The sequence below is a fragment of the Candidatus Filomicrobium marinum genome (assembly GCF_000981545.1).
Classification (GTDB): Bacteria; Pseudomonadota; Alphaproteobacteria; order Rhizobiales; family Hyphomicrobiaceae; genus Filomicrobium; species Filomicrobium insigne.
This window is the reverse complement of the sequence record NZ_LN829119.1, coordinates 1,965,209-1,989,840: the sequence shown is the minus strand read 5'-3', so window position 1 is coordinate 1,989,840 and position 24,632 is coordinate 1,965,209. Positions and strand designations below refer to the sequence as shown.

The following is a 24,632-nucleotide window of genomic DNA, read 5'->3' as shown; positions in this document are numbered from 1 at the left end:
TTTGCCGATCCAACCTGCTGTTGGGATCGCTGACGCTTCGATTTTCTGAGACTTAAGCGCATTTGTGCTCCTAGTTTATATCTCCTAGCCGGGCTATGGCTCTCAACGAATCATCTACGGTCATGGCGATGATCAGCCCCTATACCACTGGCGGTGGCGGCACTCATTTCGAGGCGCGCGTTACTGCCTACTATCTGGCGGCGACCCTCACCGACGCGCCCGCGAGAGGCGTTCCGGGCCTGCGGACTGTCGAGGTTCTCACCCAGCGCGCTGCCTTCGGTGATCCTCTCGACGACGTCATCGTCGTGGGACAACTCGCCGATGGCACACGGGCGAGACTTCATCTGCAGGTGAAAAGCGATCTAACGTTCACGGAGAATGACGAAGAGTGGGTTTCTGTCCTGCAACAAGCCTGGCAGACCTTCAAAGGTTCGTTCAACGACAGCCGAGATCGTTTGGGAGTTGCCATTGCCACGTACAGCGCACGTGCCGACAAACACTATCGAGCAGTGTTAAATTGGGCGGTCCACAGTCCAGATAGCGCCAATTTTGTCGAGCGCGTCACAAAGGAAGCATTTTCCCACCAGGACAAGAGGACCTTCGTCACTTCCGTCCGCACGGTCCTTGCCAGCTATGCGGGCCACATCATCGATGACGACACGCTGTGGCGGTTTCTTCGCTGCTTCGAGATCGTCCACTTCGATTTCTCAGCGGAGACGGGTTCACGTGATGTGGAAGGTGCAGAGGACCGCCTGCGCGGGCATCTTCCTGTCGAACAGAAGGATCAGGCTTCAAGCGTCTGGGCATATCTCGTCGCCAAAGCCGGTGAGATCATTCCCGTCGGCGGCGGCGCAACTCGCACCACCCTTGTTAGACATCTGGAGGCAGACAATTTACCGGTAGGTACGTCGAGCAGGTTTCTGAAAGATATCGAAGCGATCAATCAAGAATCGAAGCGCGCACTTTCTACCATCAAAGCAGATCTTCACGGTTTGCGGTTGCACCGGTCCGAAGCGTACGACAAGGTGCAGGCTGCCTTGTCTGCGGGTCGCTTCATACAGATTGATGGCGAGCCCGGCACCGGCAAATCTGCTCTCCTCAAGGAAATTGCCGAGGAAACTGCTCAGCTTGGCACCATCTTCGTGCTTAAAGACAGCCGGATTCAGCCGCGGGGTTGGTCGGCCCAGGCCGCATTCCTTGGAATATCCTCCGATCTGACATCGCTCTTGGTAGAGCTGGGAACCGTCGCCGAGCCCATCCTTTTCATCGATGGCATCGACAAGATCAGTGACCAAGCGACCCAACTTACCGTCAACGACTTGATTATTGCCATCGCAACCGAGCCTGCCCTCGCGCGATGGAAAGTGCTTGCCACAGTCCGCGAGCAGAATCTTCAGCATATCGCCACATGGCTCAGCCCTGACGCGTTGAAGCAGCTTCCGGTTCGAACGGTTACCGTTTCACCTTTCGGCTCCGATGATTTGCGATCCGTGACTACAAAATTTCCCCGCCTGCGGCCTCTGATGCTGGAGGCAGGAACTGTCGACGTCATTCTCAAGCGACCATTCTTTCTTGAAGCCGTGCTCAGTCTCGCTGGTCGGGATGGCACAACGTCCCTTCCTGCGACCGAAGTCGAGTTGCTGAAGCTGTGGTGGGAGCTCGGCGCGGCTGACCGCTCGGACTTCACGCCTGCGCAGACACGGCGCAGCGCTCTCCTCGAATTGGCCAGCAGACTTGCCGCCGCGCCTGATACGCCGATCTCAATTCGAGGTATCCAACCCGAACCGATAGGTGACCTGAAATCGGCGGGCATTATCCGGGACGTCCGCCTCGGCCATACGGTCGCTTTCACCCACGACATTTATGAGGAATGGGCGCTATGCCAGCTGCTGATAGGTGAGCTCGGCCCAATCAGTGCATTGCTGATGCGTCTGAAGGAACCACAGGCACTCGTTCGCCCGATACAGCTGCTCGGTTCGTTTGCGCTTGAATCCCATCCGACAGAACAGGAATGGCTGGCCATCTACGAGGACGTAAGTGATCCCGCGCTCAGGCCCGTGTGGCAGCGAGCGGTGCTGACGTCATGTCTTCGCTCGACACGCACGACAGAGATTCTGGCCAAATTGGCGAATTATCTCCACCAAGACGATGACGATCGTCTCAAGAAACTCCTTATCGCTCTTCGCACGCTAGAGGTCATACCCAATCCGATTTTTCTAGATGAACGGACGTTTCCCGATCTCGACCCCGAAGAGCGGGTTCAGTACGCAAACCACGCGGCGTTGCCCAAAATCATGACCTGGGTCAGATTTCTTGACTGGTACCTCCCCCACGCAGGCAATCCTTCGCCCACATTGATTCCCGAGTTAGTGCCTGTCTTTTCGACATGGCAATCCAGCTGCGGTGGCCAGAACATTCGCCACTGCCGCCGGATTGGTACAATTGCGCACGCTTGGCTGATGGAGTTTGAGGAAGCACGACATCCGGACAAGTTTGCAGACCGTCGCGATCCGTTCGGCGTGGATTTCCCTCATGACGTGGAAGAAAACCTTGAGAAGGACATTCGTTCGCTTGTCCTTTCATCAGCCGGTGACATTCCTCAACTCGTGCAAGGTTATCTATCGGACAAAGCCGATCACAAGCTCAGCCATATCTTTCGAGACGAAATAATCCGAAATTGTGCCGGATTGGCCCGCAGCATCCCAACGGCACTGGTCGACTACATTCTCAAGGCATTTCTGGAACATCCCCAACGCAAGAAAGATCGGTGGGGCTCGCACTCCGATATGCTAGCCGACGATCTCGGCATCTCAGATCATCATGCATTCTATCCGGCCTCCCCTCTCCAGCCGCCGTTCCTCGTGCTGTTACGCAACAACGAGGCGGAAGGGTTGAGGCTTATCCGCGCGCTCTGTAACCATTCAATCGAGGTGTGGCGTTGGGCGGAGCAGCGGCGCAGCAGAGCCAATGGTCAGCCGCTGACGCCATTACCTGTCGAAGTTGAATTCCCCTGGGGTCGGCAGAGCTTCTGGGGCGATGATCAGGTCTATTTGTGGTTCCGTGGAATATGGGGGAATAGCGCTGTCGGATCGGCGCTGATGGCCCTTGAACAGTGGGCGCTCGAACGCGTCGAGGCGGGCGATGATTTCGCTACGACGTTCCGTAAGATCCTGGAAGGAAACGAGGCCGTCGCCGCCCTCGGTTTGGCGACCAGCCTGGCCCTGGCGCATCCGGATAAGTCAATTGAGTGCACCCTACCCTTGGTGACATGTTCCCATATCTGGGTTTGGGACTTGCGTCGCGCTGTCCAGGATCAAGGTGGTCCATGTCCAAATGAAATCGGCAACTGGCATCGCGACCGGTACTATCTGACGGCAGTGCGCCAGCTGAACAGGAAGCCGCACAGATCGCGATGCATCCGCGATCTCGTCCCTCACTTTGTATTCTGGCATGATCCGGCTATCCGCGAGCGCTACGTCGAGGGCATTCGATCGTTCACTGCCCGTCTTCCCTATCAGTACGAAGAAGCCAAGCAGAATTACGCACATACCCGGGCGTTGCGCGAAGAGATGAACTGGTTCGTCGAGCAGGCGGACCCTCAGTATTGGCACGCAGAACCAACCGATGACGGCAAGATCAAAATCTGGAACGCCCCGCCATCAGCTAATGATCCGGAACGTGTGCGGCAGCTTGAAGAGCACGCGCTCCTCAATCGTTGTATGGCCTTAGCGCTCTGGGCGCACGAAAGCATCAAAGATTGCGCACTGGAAACTCGGTTCACCCTCGAGACAGCACTTGTCGAAGCAAAGCGGCTCGATGAAGATACTCTGTTCGACTGTCCGGTCGATCATTCGGAGCTTCTCGGCTTGTACCGCAAGTCCGCTGTGGCCGGAGCGGCCTGTGTCCTGGCTCGGTTCGCAAATTCCGACATGTGGAATGAAGAAACATCCGCTTGGTGCTTCGACGTTTTAAGTCGTACGAGTGCCATGCCGCCGGACGCTGACTCGATCACTTACCGTGGCTCCGCGCTATCGATGCACCCTCTCATCTTTGCCGTACATGGCTTTTCGGCATTGCTCGCAAAGGGCTATCGGTCGCGAGACTGCCAGAGCGCGCTGCTGAACTTCGCTGTTGATCCGCTTGAACAGGTCGTTCAGACCGTCGCAACCGCCTCCGACCAGTACGCATCAGACCATGCTGACTTTTACTGGATCCTGTTTCAGCTGCTTGTGAGGCATTGCATCTTCGTAACTGATGCTGCGCCGAACTACCATTCCCTCATTTGGGACGAGGCTGAGGCGAAACGTAACCTTGCTCTTGTCGAGGAAGCCGAAGCGGCCATCGATAAGGGCACTCGGCCTAACCTGCCTGAGATACCGATGCCGTGGGTGGTTCGGCCCGATGCGCCGCCTTCAGACGATAACGCGCGGGCCCGCTATGCCAGTAATGACCTCAGCTTTCATTGGACCATAGCTGAGAAGACCATCCTTGTTGCCGACTTTAAATCCATACTTCTCAATAACTATCGCCGCCGCCAATTAATGCGTCTCATCCGCCAGCTCGTGGATTTTTCAATACAGAAGGCAATGCCGCCTTTTGCGCGCACCCGCCGACACAGGCAAAGCAATGCTCCTTACGAATGGATATACAGTCTTTTCGGTTGGACCGGAAGCATCGCTGCCAGTCTCACACCTGCAGAAGTACGGGAGGCAATCTTAGGACCAATTTTTGCGGCCGACACCGAAACCGGTCTGCTTGCAATGCAGTGCTTCATGCGGTCGTTCATGATTTATGCGCTACTGCTACCCGCCGAGGTGTCGCAGGACAGTATCGAAATATGGAATGCTTCAACCGATTGGATTTTTGAACACGCAGAGGGGCGATATGGAGGAAGCTACATCGATCGCCATATTGTCAGTTGCGTTACTTCGACCCTCTTTTGCGTTCAGGGCGACTTTCAGCCCCTTATCTGCGGTCTCAAGGAGGGATCGCCGACGCTTAGGACATTCTTGCCCACCATCGAGAAGACAGTTCGTCGCTTCGGCATGAACGTCACTCTATATTTGGTCGTCTTACGCTTCATGAAGGAGGGAGGGTTTGATCTGCTGCCAGAACCTAGCCTTGATTGGCTTGCAGAAATCGTTGTCGACCGCAAGCAAGATAGGGCTTTCTGGGATGCCAATGGGCATGAAACGGTTGAGCTCCTAAAAGCGCTACTCGAAAAGAAGACTAGTGAATTGACACCCGCACACCGCACGATGATCTCGCTAATTTCCGATATCCTCGTCGACAATGGGGTTAGGGGGGCCGGCTTTCTCCAGCAGGAGCAGCTGCGTGAAAGGTAGAGCGCTTGGTTGAGAGCAACAACTCAGGCTATCAGGAAAGCCATTAACGAAGCAATTCCGATTTTTGCCCTGAGCGCGACACTTGTCTTCCGTAGGAAGCAATCTGGGCAGGCAGCCAGACCTACTGACCGCCGAGGACTAAGGCCCGCTCAGTCCACAAGGCTTCGCCGTCGGCCGAAATCCGCACGCGGAGCCACTCAAATGAGCGAGAACTTGCCTCAACCTGTACCGGTGTCCCCGCCCTGATCGCAACGCATGCCTTGGAGGCAAGCAACTGCGCACGCTCTGTTCCACAGTCTTGCTTCGCTTCGCCACAAACACGGAGAGCAACTAGCGAGTCAGTCGATCGACAGACCAAGCCATCCTTGAGGAGTTGAAGCTGGTTAGAGGTCACGGGCGCAACAGCGTCGTTTCCACTGTCCATGCTCGCGATCCCGAGCTTTTGGCTTGCTAAGAGAGCGGGACCCTCCGCGGTGCATCGAGTTGTAGGCGGCGAGCCACAGATCTTGTCGAGTCGCTTCCAACCTACGCATCGTCCGTTCGGCGCACGATAGCCCGGTCCACCTTTGCAGCCGCAGCCTTGACAGTATTCGTCAGCAGCCGCTTCGCCCCCGAACAGAAACAGAACTGCGAGAATCAACACAACACGCATACAAGAACTCGACAGACCAAAATGCTCGATGCACTGTATGTCTACGGATTATCTGACACAAGGGGCGCGGGGAGGGGGCTGATGACCGCGAAGAAAACTGAGAATCCGATTCCTGGCCTGATCGCGTTGGCCGTGATCGGCGTCATCCTCTACGGCTGCTGGCAGGGCAGCAACTCGGTGGAAGAGCGAGAGGCCGCTCTGCGGGCGAGCACTGATCCCTCAGAGATTGCCGCGCTCGTGCTCGGGGCCGATGCAAAGTCGAAGGCTACGAGACGCGGCCAATTCATCGATGTTGAGTATCAACTGAAGGCTTCATGGGATGGACCTTGGACCGCAAAATCGTTCAAGCACGATGCCGTCAAGCTCTTTCCCGTGATGTTCAACAATGTCAATGACATGGACAAGGTGCGTATTCTTGCTCGATCGGAACTCGTCGACATCCGTGGCAATACCTCGGAAGAGATCGTCGCGCGCGTGACCATCTCGCGAAAGAACAATGTAAAGATTCGATGGGACAACGTCCTCCCCAGCAACCTTCCATCTTTTGCGGATGACTACTGGGAGCATCCTGCCCTGAAAAATTAGGCTCGCCTTGGAAACTTTAAGGCCTTCAGCACTGTGCGGAGCAGGGACAAGTTGGAGGCATTTCCCCTTTCCGACGGGCCAACGCGTGCGCGCGCCCGCGCGTCATGGGGTCGCTGCCGTCGTGCTTTCTGCAGCGCGGCGCGCCTTCACGGCCAGGCGCATACGCTCGAGTCCGGCGGCCGTTCTCGGACCGGTGCTGAGGCCTCCGTGATTCCGACAGCGACCGTTCGAGAGTGCCTTGGACTCGCAAGGCGTCCCCTTCCTTGTCTCGGCTCCGCAGCGCAAATCTGCCAGTCCTGCCATGTCAGTCCTCCGACTATCGAAATATGCCTTCGTCGAGCCGCAAGCCTGATGACGAATCCGGCCGCGCGTGAAGGTAGCCGGAGGTCGTTGCGACGTTGCTGTGCCCCAATGTGCTCTGCACTTCCGCCAGCGTCGCGCCGCGGTCAAGCGCATGAGATCCGTGCGCATGTCTGAGCCAGTGCGGTGACATGGCATCGTTGATGCCAGCGCGCTTCGCCAGACGCCTGATCAGCCCGTGAACAGCTCGCTCGGTAAGGTGCCCTCCGTGGCGAGCCGGAAAGACGGGATCGTTGGCGCCCGCGTCGCCGCGCAGCGCGAGCAGATCCTCGCTGACGCGTTCCGGCAGGAGCACTTGGCGCACGGCCCCGCCCTTGCCGAGAACTGACAGCTGCGCCTTGTCGCCCTTACCGGCCAGGACGTCGGCCCAGGTCAGGGAGACTAACTCTGAGACCCGAAGGCCACCGGCGTAGGCGACCTCCAGGAGCACTCGGTCACGCGGCTTTCGTGTGGCTCTGATGAGCAACGCGACATCACACTCGGGCAAAATACGCTTCGCGAGTTCGGCACCGCGGGGCGGGCCCTTCACGCGAAGGACGGCGCCAGCGTTGAACTGCGTGTAGCCAAGCCGGTGGGCGTAGCCGAGCAGGCTCTTCACGCGAAGGACGTACTGCCTGGCCGTGCCAGAGCTGCGACCCTCAACGAGCATCGCAAGCGCCTGCCGGACATCCTCGACCTTGGCTTCGCGAAGACTAACGGGCAGCGCTTCCAGGAAGTGCAAGGCCGTCGCCTCGAAGTTTCGCTTTGAGTGCTCGGACGCGAGCCCGTCGACCCATGAGGCGACAAGCTCAAGATCGCTGCTCGCGCGGGTGCCGGCGGCCAGTGCGGTGATGGTCACGGGCTCGCTCGCTGGCGTCGTTACGAGGGCCATTTTTGCCTCCAAAATCCGCTCCAAATTATATTCTGATTATATAGGTAATCGGAATATATTGGCAGGGTTATTTTCGGAAGCCGTCGTCGGCCGTCAACGCTTGATGCTAAGCTTGCCAGCCGCGACCAACTTTAAAAGTTCCTTGCGTTCTGGAGCGGTCGCCGTGGTCAACGTCTTGTGCCAGTCGGCTAGCGAAATTTCGCTCGGTTCTTTCCCCCAAATTTGGGGCGGGATACTCTCTAAGACGCGGTGGTCGGAGAGTGCCTGGCGCAGCTTGCGGAGCTGACTGCCGCCAGCCGTCAGCTCATAGCCGTCAGCCCCGAGCTGGTAGACGTGGCGATCACGCTCGGGCACGTCCGTGAAACGTTCTATCAGCTTCGGCAAACCGGTTGGATCCGCGTGGTTCATTTCGTCTCTCCGTCTTAATCTTGAGGCGGTTGGCACTGGCCATTTTGATCAGCTCACGCCGTTCTTGGTCAGTGGCAACCGAAAGCGCGTTCCGCCAGTCAGCCAAAGCGATCTCTGCAAAGAAGTTCTTCCGCGAGCTGACGCGGCCGTCTTCGCGAAGCTGCGTGCGAACCCAATTGAGGGCCTGGCCGCCGTTTGTCAGGCGGTAAAATCCAGGCTCGAAGTATTCGTAAATCAGCCTGAACTGGGCGGGCAGATCGTAGATATCAAACGTGGTTTTTGGTAAGTTTTCACCGTGAAGCATCAGTTCTTTTCTCCATTTCTTGCTAGTCTGTTGTGCCGAATTTCTTTGCCGATCGCCTCGTGCACGAGCCAAGCTAGGTCGTGCAGATCCCAAGCATCGAATTGCTCGACGATCGTTAGTGGCAAGCCAGTCATCGCGGCAACGACTGCATAAGCGTCAAGCGGGTGCGGCCACGATCGCCACTCCGGAGCGGCGCGATCAAGGTGTGCGATCGAAGTACCGATCGTGACGGCGCGGATCATCGAGCCGTCGTCAAGCCGGACAGGGTATTGAAGGTTGAATTTGCGCATCAGCGGCACCTCAGTGGGTGCGGTGAACGTTTGCTTTGGCGAGGCCGACCATTGCCGCCTGCTCAAGCACGGCCAGTTCCTCCGTAGAGAGGTTCGACAGATCGAGCGTCTGCTTGTTGTTCGTCTCGATGGGACCGCCGTCCTTGCCAGTGACCTCGGCGGACACCACGTAGCCGCGCTTTTTACCCTTCGTTCGAAGGTAAAAAATGCTGGCGTTCAACTGGACCGTTGGGCTTTTTGAGTCCCTCATAAGCTGCAACAGTGAGGCTTCTGCAAAGTCCAACGTTTCTTCAACGATTTCATCTAGACGCGTGGCGATCTCCGGATGTTTGTCGATGTAGTCGATTACCGTTGAGTGCGAACAGCGCAGCTTACGGGCGGCTGCACATATGAGGCCGGCCGACGTCTCAAGCGCGGCGATGACCTGGGCCGGCGTGAACCTCTCAGGCCGTCCGGTCGGAGATCGCTTCTTCGTGGTCTTAGATTTTCTTGATGCCATTTTTAACCTCGCCCTATGGCATTGACATTTCAGCATCGCTCAATGCCCCTCGAACTTTCGACCCAATTGCGCTCGCCGCTGCAGCGCCGATTGCTTCGGGTGAAGCATTGCTCTGCATGACGTGGACGGAGACATTGTTGATGATGTTGGGCGGCGCCTGTTTGAACGTGACGCTAGGGCCGTTGGCTTGAACGTTAATGCCTGTCGGCGCTCCGACCTGGCCCTCGCGTTGAATCTTTCGGGCGATGGCCTCGGGCACTCCCAGGTTCCGCTCAGGCAGCGGGACCTTGATCGACGACTTGACGGGCACCGGCACGTTCTTCGTCCAAGCCGGCGCGCCGCCGAGGAACTCAGGCAGGTAATTCTGCCGCCATTTTTTGACATCGTCGACGAGGCTCAGCCGATTGCTTTCCAGCCGGTCCATCTGACCGGTGTGAGTTTCGGACCACCAGTCTATGAATCTGCTGAACTGCTCCGGCATTTTCGGCCACAAGACCTTCAGTTCGATTGGATCTTTGGCGATAGCTGCGAACCGATCCCAGTTCAAATAAACTTGCCGAACACCCTCGATCGCGAGACCTATGCCCATGGCATTTCTCAGCGCGCGGAAAGCCATTGCCGCGACACCAACGGCGCCGCCGGCTGCATAGGCGACGCGCGTGAATACGGCCAAGCGCCGAGCGCCACCGGCAAGCGCGCCGAATAGGCCGATGAGTTCGCCGGCTGCGAAAATGCTGAGAAGACGCGCCGACGGCTTCAGGATGCGCAGCAAGCCCCCCGCCGCACCGGCGACGGTCATCATGCCAAGACGCACGCCGTACAAGCTCGCACCAAGAACACCGAGCGGCATCAGGACCAACGAGAAGGCCGCAAGACCGGCGAAAAACGCCGCCGTCCACTGCAGAATGGGCGAGTCCTTCATTGACAACGACAACTTCTGGATCGTCTGTAGAATTGAGACGATCTGCGGCCGCCAAGCCATAACGATGCTGTCGCTCAAGTCGCCCAGCAAGTTTCGGGTGATCTGAAACACAGCATTGAGCGAATTGACGCGTCGAATCAGCTCGGACTGCATCGTGAGCCTGAACTCGCCGCGGACGGTTTTGAGCGCCTGCGTCATGAGTTCGGTATTGGTCAGCAAGCGAGCAAAGGCGTCGAACGACTTCATCCCTGCCAGTCGAGAGAGCAAGCCGGATTGATCTTCTTTCGACGCCTTGGAAATGCGGTCGATCAGATCGTACACCGTGCCAAACACGTCCTTCGGAAGCTGTCGCTTAATCTCTTCGGGATCCAGGCCGAGTGCGTTCAGCGCTTTCTTGGTATCCGAAGGCTGAGTCGAGAGGCGCGCCAAGAGCGTGCGCAAGCCGGTAGCCGCGACTTCCTTCGGTGTTCCCGCCGCCATTTGTGCAGCGCCAATCGCGAGGACGTCGTTAAGTCCGTCCTTGCCTCCGATTGATTTCGCCAAGCCGCCGACGCGCCGAATGAACTCCAACATCTCGTGTTCATTCGTGCTCATCGTATTGGCGAGCGTATTCATCGTGTCGCCAACTCCGGTGAACTCATTCATCGTGAGCCCAAGTGAGCTCTTGATTTTTGCGAGCTTTGTCGCGGCTTCCTCGATCGGAAGACTAAACGCGACTGAGAACGCAGCGGCTGACTTCGTGAAATCGAGAAGCTCCGAGGGCATCATCGAGACGCCGGACCTGATGCCCTCTTCAAGCACCTTGCCGATTTCGATGCGGGAGAGCGGCAACTGGCCATGCAGCGGCTTGAGTCCTTTGACAAGACGCTGATAGTCGCTCTCAGCGCCTGTCCATACCTTCCGCAGGTCGATTAGCTTCGACTCATAATCCGCCGCGTTCTTCAGCATGTGCCAAAGAGGGTACCCGGCGACCATTGCCGCTCCGCCACCACCAAGACCGAGCCCGGTGAAGCCTGCCGACAGCGCGCGCATGTTCCGCATGCTGGTTGCAAGCCGGCTGACGCTCGCATTGGCAGCGTTTGCTGCACCGGCCATGCGGTTGAGGCCAGCCATCGACCTGTTGGTGGCGGCGTTCAGGCTCGTGGATGACGCCGTAATGTTCTGCTGCATTTGGCGGTAGCTGGCAGCAATTTTTTTAGACGGCGCGGTCAATTGATCGACGAGCTTGAGCAAAATTTGAACGTTGAAACCGGACATGGGCGACTCCAATCGAAAACGGCGCCATCAGCGGCGCCGTGTTGGTCTGGGATATGTGCAGGCTCACCCTCGGCCGGTGGCTTGTTAGCCGCCACCAGCCGAGTTGCAGACACGCACACAAAAACGTTTTGGAAAGGCCACCAGCGCCCGCGAACGAGTCGCGGGTGGTGTTGGAGTCAGGAGCGGAGCGAGGCCGCTGGGGAGGCTCCTGGCGACTACTGCGGACGCTTAGGAGTCGTCCGCTTCCGATCCGCCGACCACGCTTAGGCTTGGCCTAGCGCTGCTGACGGCGAGAACGCCGTCTCTCATCGCTTCAATCATCGGGAGCTGCAGAACGAAACGCTGCGTCAGGAACGGCTTGACCGGCTTATCGCCGAAGAGCCGTTCGATCGCCTCTTCTTCAGTTCGTCCGCTGGCAACCTCTTCGTTCGTCCAGGCGACGAAGACTTCACCGGTCAGAAATTCCATCGTCGAGCACTCCAAATCGTGAAGATTCTGACCACGGAAGAACTCGAAATCAAGGTGTGATGCCAACGGCCCAGACGGAACACACAAAACAGATCCGCCTGGGCTTAAACGCGCACTCAAACACTGGCGCCATAGCGTTCGATAAGATTAAGTTTTTTGATCACGGGCTCAGGTACGAGGCAGTCTGGCGAGCCGGGTAGCGGGCCCAAATATTCGACCGGCCAGATCCCGTTGGCTCGCTCCTTGACGAACTGTTCCCAGCCTTCGGCAGGGGCATTGCGTGCCGCCTTAGCCGCTTCGGGGCTACGCCACCAATACGGCGGAGGAGGTGGCTTGCCAGATTTCTCCGGATGGTGATTTTCAGCCGAAGGCTTGCTCGCCGCGTTATCGATCAGGCGAGCCAGCAAGTCCCCCATGCCAGACCCCGTCGAAAGCAGTCGATCGATATGCAGCCGGAACCGGTCCCCGCCATCACGCGGCACAACTCGGCCCATCAGAAAATCATCGGCCGGGATTTGGCTCAACGCGAGCTTGAAATTCTCGAGCCCGCCGATGTCGGATAGGCGCTCGGCCACAAGGGACAGGCGCCGGCCCGTTCGAATGGTGCACTGGTCGAGTCCGTGCTCATCCGCGAATACATTCCATGCATCAATCGCAGCATCTGCTCCAGCCCGCTGCTCGAGGCTCAAATCAGACGTCCTCGCTCTCCGGCTGCGCCTGCTTCCGATGCTACCCGCGGGCCCGCCATTCGACGCGACAGGCGCGACGGCTGTGGCTGGGCTAAACCGCACTTCACCTTCCATCAAATCAGAAGAAGGCGAAGTCGCTCCCATTTCCCCCGCAAGCGGGGGATGAAGGGGAGGTTGTTTAGTTTTTTGAGGTGTTCCCTTGTTAGATTCTCGACCTTCGCTTGCCCCTTGCACGCCTTTCGCCTGCCCTTTTGCTTGACCTTGACCGAAGCACTGAGCCAGAAAATCATCATAATTTGAGATGGTTATTACCTGAATCAAGTTGCCCGTTCGCTTGCCCGGATTCTTTATGGCAAAAATGTGGATCATGTTTTCATGTGCAAGCTTTTTGAGGAACGTCCTAACCATCTTCGGCGACCAGTTCCACGCTTCAGCGAGATAGCTATGCGACGCCATAAGCTGCCCGCGCTCTAGCGTGATAAAAACGCCCTTATTGGAAACTCGAGTAGGCTGATATTTCGCCTCGCCAAAAAGCCACAGCCAAGCTTCCATTCTCGAGAGCGTGGGCTTTTTCGGATCGTTCGGTTTTACGACTTGACCCGCGCCGACCAAGTGATGTGAAAGCCAAGAACGGGCTAGGGGAAACCATCCGCCGCGCAAACCTTCTTTCTGCGGAAAAGGAACGACGTTATTTTCCACCCCTTCGATCGGTGAAGACGCTTGCAAATCATGTGTATTTGGCATATTTTTTACTTCTCCTCTTGGTGGTTTGGAACGTCACTGCGGGGATTGGGATTGAAATACCGCCCCTCGCCCAGGGGCGGTTTTTTATTTACGCAACTGTTTGGATATTCGACCGTCTACCAGTCGTTAGACACGCAACCAGATCGGCATCAACACGCCGATGTTGAGCGATACGATGATGAGCCACAAGCCACTATTTCTATTGCTATTTTAGCAATAGCGCGAGTTGGCCCTGAGCTTTCAATATGTTAATCTCAAACAAAGCTGCAAAGGGAATTGTGGACAACGACTCCCCTACTTCGCGAGTTCGATACCGAAGGTCTGGCGAATATGGTCAGGATGCCAGCGACGGCCCTTTGGATTGTCACTGATCCAAACGATCGGCATAGGAATTAACCCGTCTGCTAATTTTCTTTCAAATTCACGAGATGAAATATTCAGCGTTCGAATTATTTGTGATTTTTTGAGTAGCTGCAATTGCGATCCCGAGGCTTTGTTCATTGAACTCTCCTCCAAACAAAAACGCCCGGCGGATTTCTCGCCAGGCGCTTCATGGGCATGATTTCAGATTTATAATTCTGCGATCGATCGATCGTCAATGCCCCTTTTGCCTTTATCGCCCTATTTTTTATAGGGCCTGTGGATTAATCTTAATTTTCCAGCTCCAATTTCGTGTGGTTACACCCGAAACAGAAGGCGCACGCTTCTAATCACCAGAAGTAATGATGCGGCTTCTTGGCGAGCGGCCACGCTATCTCGTCTGGATCCGCACCTTTTTTAATTTCGCGTTCAAGACGCTTGGTCGCGCTTCGGTGCGGACGGGTGTGATAGATATAATCGTGCGAACGCGGCCAGCTCGAAAGCCACCGCCAGTCGCAAAGGGCATTCCAGAACTCGTCATCCTGCCAGCGCTCCAGTCCATCCCGAGGGCGTACCGGACGGCGACCCATCCGAGCGAGACGAGCAGCCTCGCTGCCACGATCGGCCTTGTGTAGATGGTAGCGGCATTTGCCGCGCTTAAAGTGTGCCATGACTTAGGCTCCATTGTTGGTACCTATGACATGACGGCCTCCATGAGTTGTTTGGTCTGGATCGCTTCTAACTGTTCGCCGATGCGGGGTAAACAGCACTCTCGGAATTGATCTGTCGAATATCGAGCGTCATCACACTGACTCTTATGTGGCGCTGCTCAGGCGTCGTGTTTCTGCCGCACTGGGGGCTTCTTGGCCTTGCCCTCAACCGTTTACTGTTTTCCGGGGCCTGCCACCCTTGCAGCCATTCTTGCGGGCCGCTGCCGCCTTCGCCGGCGATGTGGCTTGGCCAGCGTGCCGGGCCATATAGGCTTTGGTTCCGAATATCCCCGCCAGCAGACCGGGCACGGACAAGTCCACGTCGAGTTCTTCCCAATGCAGGCCATAACCTGCCCCGAGAATTTCGACGGTGGCGAGTTCCTTATCCGTTGCTGTCTCCAGACCCTGTGCCATATGCGGAGGAAACGCAAAGGTGCAACCGTTCGTGAGGTCAACAACGATCCGGCTGTTTCGCTTGTCATAGCGCGCGGCTGCCGCGCGCGGTTCCGTTTGCTGGGCTATCCGGCCACGTTCCACTGCGGCTTCGTACTCAGCGTCTGTCAGTTCAACCATGGATTTGCCTCCATCTGGCCAGAAACTGCTCCTGCTGGTCGCGGACAATCTGCATAGCGCGGCGCACATCGCTTCGTTTCATGCCTTCTGTCGACACAAGAGCCGGAGCACCATCAGGGCCGATCAGATTAATCTTGGCATGCCCGTCACCGAACACATGCACATGGGCTGGCTCATGATCGTCCGTGAAGATGATGACGCGCAGCCCGTGCGCGCGATGAATAGTGACCATATGCCATGTAACCTATCGCGATGGGTTTTTCAAGAGGACAGTGTTGCTTACGGAACATTCAATAGTAAAACCATGGCTCTACGCACCGAGCGCGCGCAACAGTGCGACCTGCTCGACCTGATGTGCTAGCGCCTATGGCGCCAACGGTTTTCTGAGCGCCGGGTCCAATTTCGGATGCTGCCAGCCGTGACCTAGATGCTCGTGCCCGAACTCGCAAACCTCCATGCCGAGTTCGTCGTGCAGCCAAGTCGAGACGAGCGCCCGGTCGCACCAGCCGCTCTCCGGCTTGATGCTCTCGAAGCAGACGAGCACCGGAATCTTCCCGTCAGCGAGCTGCAGGATCTCCTCGACCGTCCTGGCCGAGTCGAGCGGCTTCAGTATCTCGCCGTAATAACGGTCGAAATACTCCTTCGGGGTCCGACAGCTGTTGAACCAGGGGCCAGGGTTGAGCTTCAAATAACGCTTGTAACCCGCCTTCATCCCGCGCGGCACACCGCGCGAAATTCCAATGTGCAAGTGGTCTGCGGGCAACGGAGTAAACCAGCTGGAGGTCAAAATCATACTGTCCGCTCGCTTCCGAGCTTCGCGAGCATGAACGTCAGTTTCTCGAGCGAATGCGAGCGAAAACGGCCGTCCAGTATCCTTGCCATGTCACACGGGCTAAGACCTACCCGTCGAGCCGCTTCGGCCGGAGTGATGTTCTGCTCGCCGATGATCCTCGCGATGCAAATAACCAAATCGGCCTTTGCGGCGTGCTCGCTAGCATCAGGCAGGCCGATATCAGCATAGACGTTCCCAGTGCCCTTTGTGACCTTGATCCTGCTCATCGCTTTTCCTCCTTCGTGGCCTTGGCTGCAGCAGGCCCCACTAGCCGTGAGTGAACTTGTCCAAGGCAGCTGAAACAAGAAACGCCGAGCGGGTCAGGCCGCGCCGGGCGGCAGCTTCATCGATTGCCTTGAGTATGCTGGCGTCGAGAGAGATGTTGGCGCACGGGCCGGCCGCTATCGAGAAGGAGCGGGATCATCACCGTGGCCGCCCCGCCTGCAAGATCGGCTGCCACCCCGGGATCTTCAAGAAGCTGGTCCAGGATGCGCGGCTTAGGGATCGGTGTCCTGTCTGCCACCATCATGGCCGCAACTTCGCGGAAAGCGCTGGTCGCGTCAGCGATTGCAGCGTCTGGAGTTTTTCCGCCGCCGTTCATGCCGGGCACGTCGGGGATCGTTACACCCCACACATCGCCGCTACCGTCGAGAATGCCCGCGTAATAGGTCATCTTCTCTCTCCGTTAAATCCAGCGCGCAGCCTTGGCAAGGATGCGCGCTGCTCCCAGCACAAGAGAGTCGGAACCCGGCCATCGGTCAACGCCAGCAGGTCGTCGACCACCCGCTGCGGATCGAGCGGCGCCAGGATTTCCTCGACGTACCTGCGATTGAACTCCTGAACCGAGGCATAGTGGTCACGATGATGCTCCCTAAAAGCGAAGAGGCCTGCCGCAATGGCAGGCCCGTCGGCGTCAGTGCGCCGCGGCAGTGTTGTAAGGACATGTCGACAAGTAATAGTCAAAGATCTGGTCCGTGACCGCCGGTGTCTTTTGCAGATAGCGCGCGATCGAGACAACCATCCGCTTGATCGCCTCAAGCTCTCGCGTAGCTTCGTCCAAGTCCTCATTCCCGACAATTATGTCGGCGGATGCCGTGATTAGCCCCAGCTGGAAAATGACGCCTTCAAGGCTGTTCGCGCAAATGCGCGTGGCGATATCTTCAAGTTCGAGCAATCGGTCCCCCTCGGTGGAACCACCACCGCTGATTTCGATTTCGTTGACAATGCGCGTAGCCTCGACGGCTAGGGCGGCGACGTGACAAGTATTATTGTGATAAAATTCCACAGCCTTGGTCATGCTTTTCTCCATGATTGAGGTCAGGCCCGCTCAGGTGCTGGAACACCGAGGCGGGCCGCTTTCGATTGAAGGCCCGTAAACTTTAGCATTGATTTGACAGGCGACAATAAAAAATTTATTGAATTTCTATTGTTTATTTAAACAACCAGAATTTATATTTTGACAGCATTTTACTAACTTGATGACTTTCATTTCTATTCTAGAAATGTCTCATGGAAATCTTCATGTTTGAGTCAGCGCCGCTTGACTAAGCTTCTGACCTTCGGCTTCCCTGGCCAGATCTCGATTGCTAGGCTGCGGAACGCCGAGAACACGTCCGCGGACTCGCTGAGGGGCTTTCGGAATAAACTATCAAGTCGGCTTGCAGCCGCTTCAGAACGTGGACGAGGGTCACGTTCGGGCGCCAGATACACCATGCCGGCCGCGGTTGCGCCCGCTCCGGACTTAATCATTCTGCAAATCTTGAAGAGGTGCCAGCTGGGGGTGATCATCTCCGCAACGCCGGGAAGCTCTCAGTACTCTTTTCAGCGAGCGACGAGCGGCTCCTGACCAAAGGGAGCCTCCTGATTGCTCAGGGGATCGATCCATGGGTACTCAGTTCCCAGATGACCTTCATGGCCCAGAAAATGGGCATTTCAGGACAGTCCTGCCGGCTCCGAGTGGGTATCCTGCGGCATCGATTAAAAGGGTGGAGGGGCATCGTGCTGCGCGGCGGATTTTGTCTGGTCCTCTGCAAAGAATACATTGGACGGACCGCGCAACTGCCACTAGGCAGCAGCGACGTGGCGAACGCACTCAGGCGTCGATCAACACGAACCCGCAGGGGCCAAGCCCATGGCCTGCGCAACGCTTGCCGCTGAAAACGGCGCGACCACCAAACAGCTTATGTCAATCTTCGGCTGGCTCGATCCGAAACAGGCCGAACTCTACACCCGCAAGGCTGAGAGAAATCGTCTCGCCGCCAACGCGACGACGTTGCTGACACGCGCGAACGAAGATCAATCGTGAACAAAAGTTTCCCACTCGGGACTGCAGATTGCAGATTGTTGGAGATGGAGGCAAAAAAGTTAAGCAAAATCAATGGCATTTTGAGGGTATGGTGCCCTATTCAGGAGAAAAGTTGAACCAACTGCTCACGACTTTGGAGCAATGGCGCATGCTTCTGATCGACACTGAACCGGGACCGGATACTAATATGTAACAATGTTACAAATATCAGTCAATACGTCAGTGATCTGATTTTGTGCGGCGCTTCTAATTAGTGCCGCCGCAACCCGCAGACGAACCTTCGGCAGCGCATGTCACGATGGGTGTCACATCATCGGGGCCGAGGGTTTTGTGATGATCGTCGCTGACATTAATCGGACGGTGATCAGGTTGCGCACACGCGGCGCATAGCAAAATAGCTGTAAGACAAATCCAATGGGTTGCGGTCACGCCTATGGCCCTCGCCGGTTGATCTTCCGCCGGTAGTTTGCATCAGAGTTGGGTCTTGCGATGGCGGGGTTTCGGCAGCCTTCCGCCCAAGCTGAGGTGGATTAAATGGCACCCTTCGCGGCATCATGTCCGAAAAGCGCCCGAAGCCCGCAAACTCTAAAGCCCGCCGTATCCTCTCTGTCCCGCTGACGCCGGAGCAGATGGCGGATATTGCCCGGCGTGCCGGGCGTGCGCCTTTGAGCGCCTTTGCGCGTGCACAGCTTTTCCCGGCGAATGACAATCAGCCTGCCCCTTCGGTCCGAACACGCGGCGCGGCCCCTGTGCGGGATGACGCAGCAATAGCTGAAGTTCTCGCCAAGCTCGGTAAGACGGATCTCGGAGGTAGCCTGCGCGAGATGGCGCGGCTTGCGCGCCTCGGTGCGCTGCCCCTCACATCAGAAACGGAAGCTGAAATTCAGAGGGCCTGCCGCGATGTTAGGGACATCAAGACGCTGTTGATGACGGCGCTTGGCATCCGGGAAAGCTAGCCCGGCATGATCCTCAAAGCCTCACAACGCGGCGGCGGCAAACAGCTGGGCGTCCACCTGACCCGGACAGACGACAATGATCATGTCGAGCTGTATGAGATCAAAGGTTTTCTCTCAGACGATATCGTGAGCGCCCTCAAAGAAGCACACGCGGTGAGCAAGGGCACGCGGTGCAAACAGTTCCTGTTCTCGGTTTCGCTCAACCCGCCGCCTCAGGAGCAGGTCCCGATCGAGACCTTCGAGAATGCGATTGCCCGCATCGAGGAAAAGAACGGCCTTACCGGACAACCCCGCATTATCGTCTTCCATGAAAAGGAAGGGCGGCGGCACGCCCATGCCGTCTGGAGCCGGATTGATGCCGAAACTATGACGGCGAAGAACCTGCCCTTCTTTAAAGTGAAGCTGCGCGATCTATCGCGCGAGCTTTACATCGAGAACGGCTGGAAGATGCCGCGCGGCCTTATGAACAGCCGTGAGGCCGACCCGCGCAATTTTACGCTGGCTGAATGGCATCAGGCGAAGCGCGCCGGATACGATGCGCGGGACCTTAAATCTATCCTGCAGGAATGCTGGGCGGTCTCGGACTCCAAGGCCGCGTTCGTCCAAGCCCTCAAGAGCCGGGGCTTCACCCTCGCCAAGGGTGATCGGCGTGCCCATGTCGCGTTGACACCGGAAGGCGAAGTGTTTTCCGTGGCGCGCGCTACCGGAAAGAAGACAAAGGAAGTCCGAGAGCGGCTCGGTGCGCCGGACGATCTGCCGGGCATCGAGGATGCCAGAGCCCGGCTGGCGCGGGAGCTTGGCGAGAGATATTTGCGCCTGCGCCGGGAGGCGGCTCAAGAGAAGCAGCGTGATCTGACGCCGCTGGAGGCGGAGCGGCGCGCCATGGCGCAAAGCCAGCGGATCGAACGGAGCCGGTTAAAGCAAAGACAGCGAGAGCGGTGGACCTTGGAAACCCGCGCCCGCGCGGAACGCTTTGATAAGGGCGTCAAAGGGATCTGGAGCGCCATTACCGGCAGGCATGCTGAAATCCGCCGACGCAACGAACGAGAGGCTTATGCCGCGCTAGCCCGTGACCGCGCGCAGCGTCAGGCTTTGACCCAAGCCCAGATGAAAGACCGTCAGGCTTTGCAGACCCGGATCAAGACCGCGCGTGAGCGTCATGCCGCCCTGCTGAAGGACTTGCGCACCGATCAACAGCAAGTGCGCAAGATGGAACGGAGTGAGCCGTCGCAGGCTAGGCCGACCGTGGAACAACGTATTGAGCGGATGCGTAAAGGCGAACGCCCAGAGAAACGTGAGCGAAGCCGCGATAAGGACCGGGAGCGGTAATCAGGCAGCCTGCTTGAAGGCGGGTACTGCCACGCCGATGCGCTGGAATGAGCCGTTCCGGCATTCGATCCCGGCCTGCCGTGCCAGATCTTGGAAGGCAGTGTTGAACGCAGCGGGCGGCAACGGGCGGTAGCCGCGATCCAAGCACCACGCATCATAAGCTGCGGCAACGGCTTCCGCCGACAGCGCGCCGGATGAGGCCACCAATGCTTCCAGAGCAAAATCTTCGACCGATCCCAAAGGCATTTCCACCTGTGGCGAAGGGGAGTCCTTTCTGCCCCTGACATGGCCGCTCGCCAGAAACAGTCCCAGCGACGCGCCGATCTCGACTAGGAGCGCCACGGTGATGATGAGGGTGAGGTGCACGAAATCCTTTTCCTGCCCCGTCATGCGGCTTAAGAGCGATACTTGCGGGTCGCTATCCTGCCCTGCGCCGTCACGGCGTAGCTGATCGATTTTGCCATCCAGCGTGTTGATCTCATCCGCAAGGCGGTCCGCTTCCTGCGCCGCCGCCCGTTCGGCGCGCAGCATGAAGTATTCCGCGCAGAAATCCCGGCTCAGGGTTTCGGTGGCATCCGTACAGCCCTTTGTGGAAGCCCAGCGGCGGTGCTGTCGGTGGCGTTCGATCTCTTGCACGACGATATCGCCCGCCCGATGGGCAGGCAGAACCTGCCTTTGCCTTTCCGCATACTCCCGCATGTCATGCACACGTTGGTATGCACTGGAGAGATCATCACGCTTCTGAACGAGCGCGCCGCGATTATCGGCAGCAAAGCCGATAGCACTCAGGAGAGAGAAGCCTGCGAAGAAGGTGAAGGCAAGCGATCCCGATGCTGCCGCCATGGGCCGCCTTGCCTGCCAACTCCACGCGATGAAGAAGGGCAGCAAGGCTTTCAGCACATCTGCCGCCGCAGAGGCTGCGCCCAGCACCTGCCCCTCCAGCGGCGTCTTGCCGAGGGATGAGAGGAACAGGTAATTCATCGCCGCCGATACCACGCACAGAACAAGCACGGCAAAGATGCCTATGGTTGAAAAAATGCCGCGCAATGCCGCATCACCTCCCTACACAAAGGAGGACATTGGAGCATAAATCCGGTGCAGAGCTGGGAGAACAATTCACCCTATCGCGCCGCCGAAATCCCCCGGTCTATCCGGCTTGCTGCCTCAATATGAGAGACTGACAAACCAATGCAGCAGGTGAGCATATGAGCGAAAACAAAATCAGCACCGAACGAGCGTGGCAGGCATTGCACGAAGCATATCGCAGGGATGTAAAGCGCAAGGTCAACTACGAGGGGACTGACTGGTGTGAGATCACCCCGGAAGAGAAGAAGGTCTTCCACATCGCCGATATCAGCATGCCGTGGGTTGTGACGGCTTACCGCTACTACGAAGAAATTTTGGATCTAACGGACACGGACCTTCTGCCGCCCCACGTGTTGGCCCTGATCCGTAAGGACGTGGCTGAACGCTTCGGGATGGAACCCCGCATGATGTGCCATACCCAGTTCGAGAATTTCGCCAAGATCTTCGGCATCAGCCGCCGCACCGCGCACGCGTGGTTCATCAAACATGAGTTCTGGTGCGTGCGGCGCGGCATCCAAGGCTATGACGACGATGATGAATTCTTGTACTAGCGTCCCAGAGCCTCATGGTGGCTTTCGTACACATCCAGCGCGGCGGATAGCAGTTGTGCCTGACTGATACCGTCGCGCTTGGCGAGTGCCTTCAGACGTTCGGCGTCCTGTTCAAGAATGGAGAGGTTTTTCTGCACGCGCTTGCCGGTTGCGGGAGCGGGCGTGGAATTGCGTGCCGCTGCTTGCGGCTCCGGCTGGCTGAAGCGGAGGTGTTTTCGGATGGCGTCCAGCTTGGTGAATTTGGTCATGGGGCCCCCGCGATCTGATTGAAGACACCGGGGCGGTGTTACCGGCCCCGGTCGAAATCCTGTTTGGCGCGGCCTCGGCTCAGCGCGCGTGAGTGGCCGTTCTTGAAATTGTCACGAGCGGTCTTGAGACGCTCATCGATATGGCGGATGCGGCGTTCGGACTCTTGGTCGATCTGCCGCCGCACTTCGGTTGCTTCCCACCCGTTGGGAGTAAGATGCAGCTCGGCCCGCGGCTTGGGCCGAGCTGCAATGCGCTGGTCGCGTTCCGCTTTTGTGACTACGCCGGCGGCGGCACGACCGAACTCTTTGGTCATCGCTCGTAACGGGGAGCGTTATCGCGAGACTGCCGATCCTCCCTGCCGGAACGGCTCGTTTCGCTGCGGCGTTCGTCACGGCGGTCACCGCCGCGCGAGCTTTCCTTTGCCTCCTGAATGCGCTCTTGCACCGAACGGATGGTGATGCGCCCGTCTACCGGGACCGCATCGAGCTGGATGTTGTAGCCCTCGCCGTCCTTGTGGGGCCACACCGAACCGATGCGGTTGAAGTAGGATTTGTTCTCCTCACCCTCCCGCACCTGATAGGCGATGTGGGAAGGGCGTTTGCTTTCATTGTCATTACTCATGGTCTGATCTCCTTACGTGTCAGGTTGGTTTGTACCCCTCTACGTATGCCCAATCTCCATTCTGATATTGGGCGAAAGACGCAAATTCTTCCGGCGCGGCTTCGCGGATCACGCGCGCCCATTTTGAGCCGAAGCGGCCTGCGACGCGCACCTTGTCATGCGGCGGGTGATAGGGGTTCGGCAGGTAAAAGCCCGCAAACTCACGCTGCGTGAAATACGGCTTCCGATCCGCCAGTACGGCGAGCGGCTCGTTCCCGGAGATAAAGAGGATGTGCCTGTCGCCGCTAAGGGCCAGCACTTCATCCTCGGTCATCAACTTGCGCTGCTGCTTGGTTTTCATCCGTTCAAGCTTGCCGAAATGCGCGGCTTCCATCACCGCAGATGACACATCGTCGCCGATCATCGCCCGATGCGCGGCCTGCCGCTTTCGGCGGCGCGCCTCTTCTTGAAGACGCGTATCGGTATATTCGAGCGTTTCCGTGCCGAGCATGTTTGAAATCAGGCTTGCGGTCGAATAATCGCGCGCGCCCAGAAACTGGCGCATCTGCGATGATCCCTTAAACGACTCAGGACCGGTTGATCCGAAGTTATGAGAAATCTGACCGACATTCTGCCAGAACGTCCACGGCTGGATTCCGATGCCCCGACCATAGGTGTAGAGCCAGAGCAGCGTAGGGAACGTGCCAAGCTGCGCCGCCTCGTCAATCAGCATCAGCAAGCGCCGGGAGCCCGGTTGGCGAGATTTATGCAGCATGCAGGCCGTCAGGAACAGCCGCAGCGCCGAAGCACACTGGTGCAGGTATTCCGCCGGGATCATGATGAACACGACAACGGGTTGGCTGGATGCGCAGATCTCAGCCAGTGAGAATTCCGGGTCTTCCAGAGAGGCGGCAAGCACCGGATCATCGAGGAAGGACAGCGCCCCGTAAATCTCGCCCGTGATCGAGCCGAACTCGCGCGAACTTTCCTGTTGCTTGGTGATGATCTCGCCCGCCGTGCGGCGCACATCGGCAAATTGAGAGTGCGTCATCGCCTCGATCAGACCGGGCCATAACGGGCTAGCCGACTCCGCCAGATTGACCATTTCCATAAGCCGGTAAAGGTTCGCACTGCCATTGGTTTCGACGTCGAACTTGATGAATGCCTCCACCCATCCGCTGCCGCGCCGCTCAAAGTATTTTCCGTCCCCCTTGCTTTCGACTGTCAGGATTGCGTGACCCGCAAGCTTGCAGTCGGCATGGTAGGTGGGCCGCTTCGGATCAATGAAATCGAGCAGATTGCACCTGTGAGCGCGCAGTCCATGTAAGCCGTAAGGGTTCCAGCGATATGTCTTGATGCCGCGTAAAGCCAGCGCGGGTGCGAATGTTGCAGCCATCTCGCCGCGCGGATCGAGAACGATCATCGAGCGGTCTGCCACCCCGCAAAACACCGGGCCGAGCACGGTTGTAAGCTTGCCTGTGCCTGCACCGCCAAAGGTAATGAGCGGCGCATCGCCATCAAGCCGAAGTTTTCGGCGCCCCATATAGCCGATAGGCAGGCCGCGCTCTGAGAACAGGCCCGCCGCGCGCATCTGATTCTCATCGGCCCAGCCCGCGCTGCCGAAACGGTAGTGTTCGTTGAAGGATGAAGAGTGCATGGCGGCTCGCTGATGTCTGAAAAGAAAAAG

General features: G+C 57.7%; 28 protein-coding genes. 6 read left to right on the top strand and 22 right to left on the bottom strand.

Translation table 11 applies throughout. The features are described from left to right. Positions 1–122: 122 nt before the first annotated feature. Both YBN1229_RS09385 and YBN1229_RS09375 read left to right on the top strand, forming a co-directional pair. Complete coding sequence (locus YBN1229_RS09385; RefSeq protein ID WP_046500745.1) at positions 123–5,345, top strand: NACHT domain-containing protein; 5,223 nt, start codon at positions 123–125, stop codon at positions 5,343–5,345. Between the two features lie 733 nt (positions 5,346–6,078). Further along, positions 6,079–6,582: a hypothetical protein gene (locus YBN1229_RS09375; RefSeq protein WP_046478115.1), complete on the top strand. Its 504-nt coding sequence runs from the start codon at positions 6,079–6,081 to the stop codon at positions 6,580–6,582. Between the two features lie 102 nt (positions 6,583–6,684). On the opposite strand, the gene YBN1229_RS19350 is transcribed toward YBN1229_RS09375, so the two are convergent. The 17 genes from YBN1229_RS19350 to YBN1229_RS09290 form a co-directional block, all read right to left on the bottom strand. Continuing rightward, positions 6,685–6,885, bottom strand: coding sequence for an HGGxSTG domain-containing protein (locus tag YBN1229_RS19350; RefSeq protein WP_046478114.1), 201 nt, complete (start codon positions 6,883–6,885; stop codon positions 6,685–6,687). 13 nt (positions 6,886–6,898) lie between these two features. Continuing rightward, the gene (locus YBN1229_RS09365; protein ID WP_052743816.1) at positions 6,899–7,813 is read right to left on the bottom strand and encodes a tyrosine-type recombinase/integrase; all 915 of its coding nucleotides are present in this window, start codon (positions 7,811–7,813) and stop codon (positions 6,899–6,901) included. A gap of 93 nt (positions 7,814–7,906) precedes the next feature. After that, entirely contained in the window at positions 7,907–8,221 is a 315-nt protein-coding gene (locus YBN1229_RS09360; protein WP_160298697.1) for a hypothetical protein, read from the bottom strand. Between the two features lie 303 nt (positions 8,222–8,524). Beyond that, complete coding sequence (locus YBN1229_RS09350; RefSeq protein WP_046478111.1) at positions 8,525–8,815, bottom strand: hypothetical protein; 291 nt, start codon at positions 8,813–8,815, stop codon at positions 8,525–8,527. Positions 8,816–8,825: 10 nt separating this feature from the next. Further along, the gene (locus tag YBN1229_RS09345) at positions 8,826–9,314 is read right to left on the bottom strand and encodes a hypothetical protein (RefSeq protein ID WP_046478110.1); all 489 of its coding nucleotides are present in this window, start codon (positions 9,312–9,314) and stop codon (positions 8,826–8,828) included. 13 nt (positions 9,315–9,327) lie between these two features. Continuing rightward, a complete protein-coding gene (locus YBN1229_RS09340; protein WP_046478109.1) occupies positions 9,328–11,493 on the bottom strand; it encodes a phage tail tape measure protein in 2,166 nt (721 codons plus the stop codon). A gap of 228 nt (positions 11,494–11,721) precedes the next feature. Then, positions 11,722–11,961, bottom strand: coding sequence for a hypothetical protein (locus YBN1229_RS09335; protein ID WP_152024974.1), 240 nt, complete (start codon positions 11,959–11,961; stop codon positions 11,722–11,724). A 116-nt stretch (positions 11,962–12,077) separates the two neighbouring features. Continuing rightward, positions 12,078–12,650, bottom strand: a complete 573-nt coding sequence (locus tag YBN1229_RS18665) for a hypothetical protein (RefSeq protein ID WP_152024973.1) — start codon at positions 12,648–12,650, stop codon at positions 12,078–12,080. A 1,038-nt stretch (positions 12,651–13,688) separates the two neighbouring features. After that, a complete protein-coding gene (locus YBN1229_RS09325; protein ID WP_046478107.1) occupies positions 13,689–13,895 on the bottom strand; it encodes a hypothetical protein in 207 nt (68 codons plus the stop codon). A gap of 209 nt (positions 13,896–14,104) precedes the next feature. Beyond that, entirely contained in the window at positions 14,105–14,425 is a 321-nt protein-coding gene (locus tag YBN1229_RS09320; RefSeq protein ID WP_046478106.1) for a hypothetical protein, read from the bottom strand. Between the two features lie 204 nt (positions 14,426–14,629). Beyond that, a complete protein-coding gene (locus YBN1229_RS09315) occupies positions 14,630–15,037 on the bottom strand; it encodes a DUF2442 domain-containing protein (RefSeq protein WP_046478105.1) in 408 nt (135 codons plus the stop codon). Further along, a complete protein-coding gene (locus YBN1229_RS09310) occupies positions 15,030–15,269 on the bottom strand; it encodes a DUF4160 domain-containing protein (protein ID WP_046478104.1) in 240 nt (79 codons plus the stop codon). The genes YBN1229_RS09315 and YBN1229_RS09310 overlap by 8 nt, the downstream gene beginning before the upstream one ends. Positions 15,270–15,401: 132 nt before the next feature. Further along, complete coding sequence (locus tag YBN1229_RS09305; protein WP_046478103.1) at positions 15,402–15,830, bottom strand: hypothetical protein; 429 nt, start codon at positions 15,828–15,830, stop codon at positions 15,402–15,404. After that, on the bottom strand, positions 15,827–16,096 hold the full coding sequence (locus YBN1229_RS09300; RefSeq protein WP_046478102.1) for a helix-turn-helix domain-containing protein: 270 nt from the start codon (positions 16,094–16,096) through the stop codon (positions 15,827–15,829). Before YBN1229_RS09300 ends, YBN1229_RS09305 begins: the two co-directional genes overlap by 4 nt. Positions 16,097–16,136: 40 nt before the next feature. Further along, positions 16,137–16,220, bottom strand: coding sequence for a hypothetical protein (locus tag YBN1229_RS19140; protein ID WP_244465063.1), 84 nt, complete (start codon positions 16,218–16,220; stop codon positions 16,137–16,139). Continuing rightward, positions 16,213–16,542 carry a type II toxin-antitoxin system HicB family antitoxin gene (locus YBN1229_RS09295; RefSeq protein ID WP_052743814.1) on the bottom strand — a complete coding sequence of 110 codons (330 nt, stop codon included), beginning with the start codon at positions 16,540–16,542 and terminating at the stop codon, positions 16,213–16,215. Before YBN1229_RS09295 ends, YBN1229_RS19140 begins: the two co-directional genes overlap by 8 nt. A 240-nt stretch (positions 16,543–16,782) precedes the next feature. Next, the gene (locus YBN1229_RS09290) at positions 16,783–17,166 is read right to left on the bottom strand and encodes a hypothetical protein (RefSeq protein ID WP_046478101.1); all 384 of its coding nucleotides are present in this window, start codon (positions 17,164–17,166) and stop codon (positions 16,783–16,785) included. A gap of 834 nt (positions 17,167–18,000) precedes the next feature. Here YBN1229_RS09290 and YBN1229_RS18880 point away from each other — a divergent pair. The 3 genes from YBN1229_RS18880 to YBN1229_RS09275 all read left to right on the top strand — a co-directional run bounded on the left by YBN1229_RS18880 (position 18,001) and on the right by YBN1229_RS09275 (position 20,459). Beyond that, positions 18,001–18,174, top strand: a complete 174-nt coding sequence (locus tag YBN1229_RS18880; RefSeq protein WP_160298696.1) for a hypothetical protein — start codon at positions 18,001–18,003, stop codon at positions 18,172–18,174. A 554-nt stretch (positions 18,175–18,728) separates the two neighbouring features. Then, positions 18,729–19,130 (top strand): hypothetical protein, encoded by a 402-nt coding sequence (locus YBN1229_RS09280; RefSeq protein ID WP_046478099.1) that lies wholly within the window; start codon positions 18,729–18,731, stop codon positions 19,128–19,130. Between the two features lie 6 nt (positions 19,131–19,136). Next, positions 19,137–20,459, top strand: a complete 1,323-nt coding sequence (locus tag YBN1229_RS09275) for a relaxase/mobilization nuclease domain-containing protein (RefSeq protein ID WP_046478098.1) — start codon at positions 19,137–19,139, stop codon at positions 20,457–20,459. Here YBN1229_RS09275 and YBN1229_RS09270 read toward each other — a convergent pair whose 3' ends face one another. Next, positions 20,460–21,506, bottom strand: a complete 1,047-nt coding sequence (locus tag YBN1229_RS09270) for a hypothetical protein (RefSeq protein WP_046478097.1) — start codon at positions 21,504–21,506, stop codon at positions 20,460–20,462. Positions 21,507–21,664: 158 nt separating this feature from the next. Between YBN1229_RS09270 and YBN1229_RS09265 the strand changes: the two genes are divergently transcribed. After that, complete coding sequence (locus tag YBN1229_RS09265; protein ID WP_046478096.1) at positions 21,665–22,096, top strand: hypothetical protein; 432 nt, start codon at positions 21,665–21,667, stop codon at positions 22,094–22,096. Here the strand turns inward: YBN1229_RS09265 and YBN1229_RS09260 are convergent. From YBN1229_RS09260 to YBN1229_RS09245, 4 genes are read right to left on the bottom strand one after another with little or no spacing between them, the layout of a single operon-like run. Then, positions 22,093–22,344: a hypothetical protein gene (locus YBN1229_RS09260; RefSeq protein WP_046478095.1), complete on the bottom strand. Its 252-nt coding sequence runs from the start codon at positions 22,342–22,344 to the stop codon at positions 22,093–22,095. The genes YBN1229_RS09265 and YBN1229_RS09260 overlap by 4 nt on opposite strands. A 38-nt stretch (positions 22,345–22,382) precedes the next feature. Next, a complete protein-coding gene (locus tag YBN1229_RS09255; protein ID WP_046478094.1) occupies positions 22,383–22,658 on the bottom strand; it encodes a hypothetical protein in 276 nt (91 codons plus the stop codon). Beyond that, positions 22,655–22,966, bottom strand: coding sequence for a hypothetical protein (locus YBN1229_RS09250; protein ID WP_076605306.1), 312 nt, complete (start codon positions 22,964–22,966; stop codon positions 22,655–22,657). The genes YBN1229_RS09255 and YBN1229_RS09250 overlap by 4 nt, the downstream gene beginning before the upstream one ends. A 19-nt stretch (positions 22,967–22,985) precedes the next feature. Next, positions 22,986–24,602, bottom strand: coding sequence for a type IV secretory system conjugative DNA transfer family protein (locus YBN1229_RS09245; RefSeq protein WP_046478093.1), 1,617 nt, complete (start codon positions 24,600–24,602; stop codon positions 22,986–22,988). Between the last annotated feature and the right edge of the window lie 30 nt (positions 24,603–24,632).

Excerpts from the sequence above, each read along its gene's own strand:
- YBN1229_RS09325 (WP_046478107.1), bottom strand. The coding sequence starts at position 13,895 with ATGAACAAAGCCTCGGGATCGCAATTGCAGCTACTCAAAAAATCACAA.
- YBN1229_RS09375 (WP_046478115.1), top strand. The coding sequence starts at position 6,079 with ATGACCGCGAAGAAAACTGAGAATCCGATTCCTGGCCTGATCGCGTTG.
- YBN1229_RS09335 (WP_152024974.1), bottom strand. The coding sequence starts at position 11,961 with ATGGAATTTCTGACCGGTGAAGTCTTCGTCGCCTGGACGAACGAAGAG.
- YBN1229_RS09310 (WP_046478104.1), bottom strand. The coding sequence starts at position 15,269 with ATGGTCACTATTCATCGCGCGCACGGGCTGCGCGTCATCATCTTCACG.
- YBN1229_RS09360 (WP_160298697.1), bottom strand. The coding sequence starts at position 8,221 with ATGAACCACGCGGATCCAACCGGTTTGCCGAAGCTGATAGAACGTTTC.
- YBN1229_RS09255 (WP_046478094.1), bottom strand. The coding sequence starts at position 22,658 with ATGACCAAAGAGTTCGGTCGTGCCGCCGCCGGCGTAGTCACAAAAGCG.
- YBN1229_RS09290 (WP_046478101.1), bottom strand. The coding sequence starts at position 17,166 with ATGACCAAGGCTGTGGAATTTTATCACAATAATACTTGTCACGTCGCC.
- YBN1229_RS09315 (WP_046478105.1), bottom strand. The coding sequence starts at position 15,037 with ATGGTTGAACTGACAGACGCTGAGTACGAAGCCGCAGTGGAACGTGGC.
- YBN1229_RS09250 (WP_076605306.1), bottom strand. The coding sequence starts at position 22,966 with ATGAGTAATGACAATGAAAGCAAACGCCCTTCCCACATCGCCTATCAG.
- YBN1229_RS09245 (WP_046478093.1), bottom strand. The coding sequence starts at position 24,602 with ATGCACTCTTCATCCTTCAACGAACACTACCGTTTCGGCAGCGCGGGC.
- YBN1229_RS09345 (WP_046478110.1), bottom strand. The coding sequence starts at position 9,314 with ATGGCATCAAGAAAATCTAAGACCACGAAGAAGCGATCTCCGACCGGA.
- YBN1229_RS09385 (WP_046500745.1), top strand. The coding sequence starts at position 123 with ATGGCGATGATCAGCCCCTATACCACTGGCGGTGGCGGCACTCATTTC.
- YBN1229_RS09365 (WP_052743816.1), bottom strand. The coding sequence starts at position 7,813 with ATGGCCCTCGTAACGACGCCAGCGAGCGAGCCCGTGACCATCACCGCA.
- YBN1229_RS09275 (WP_046478098.1), top strand. The coding sequence starts at position 19,137 with ATGATCCTCAAAGCCTCACAACGCGGCGGCGGCAAACAGCTGGGCGTC.
- YBN1229_RS09295 (WP_052743814.1), bottom strand. The coding sequence starts at position 16,542 with ATGACCTATTACGCGGGCATTCTCGACGGTAGCGGCGATGTGTGGGGT.
- YBN1229_RS19350 (WP_046478114.1), bottom strand. The coding sequence starts at position 6,885 with ATGGCAGGACTGGCAGATTTGCGCTGCGGAGCCGAGACAAGGAAGGGG.
- YBN1229_RS09265 (WP_046478096.1), top strand. The coding sequence starts at position 21,665 with ATGAGCGAAAACAAAATCAGCACCGAACGAGCGTGGCAGGCATTGCAC.
- YBN1229_RS09320 (WP_046478106.1), bottom strand. The coding sequence starts at position 14,425 with ATGGCACACTTTAAGCGCGGCAAATGCCGCTACCATCTACACAAGGCC.
- YBN1229_RS09300 (WP_046478102.1), bottom strand. The coding sequence starts at position 16,096 with ATGAGCAGGATCAAGGTCACAAAGGGCACTGGGAACGTCTATGCTGAT.
- YBN1229_RS09260 (WP_046478095.1), bottom strand. The coding sequence starts at position 22,344 with ATGACCAAATTCACCAAGCTGGACGCCATCCGAAAACACCTCCGCTTC.
- YBN1229_RS09350 (WP_046478111.1), bottom strand. The coding sequence starts at position 8,815 with ATGCGCAAATTCAACCTTCAATACCCTGTCCGGCTTGACGACGGCTCG.
- YBN1229_RS18880 (WP_160298696.1), top strand. The coding sequence starts at position 18,001 with ATGGCCTGCGCAACGCTTGCCGCTGAAAACGGCGCGACCACCAAACAG.
- YBN1229_RS09340 (WP_046478109.1), bottom strand. The coding sequence starts at position 11,493 with ATGTCCGGTTTCAACGTTCAAATTTTGCTCAAGCTCGTCGATCAATTG.
- YBN1229_RS09305 (WP_046478103.1), bottom strand. The coding sequence starts at position 15,830 with ATGATTTTGACCTCCAGCTGGTTTACTCCGTTGCCCGCAGACCACTTG.
- YBN1229_RS09280 (WP_046478099.1), top strand. The coding sequence starts at position 18,729 with ATGTCCGAAAAGCGCCCGAAGCCCGCAAACTCTAAAGCCCGCCGTATC.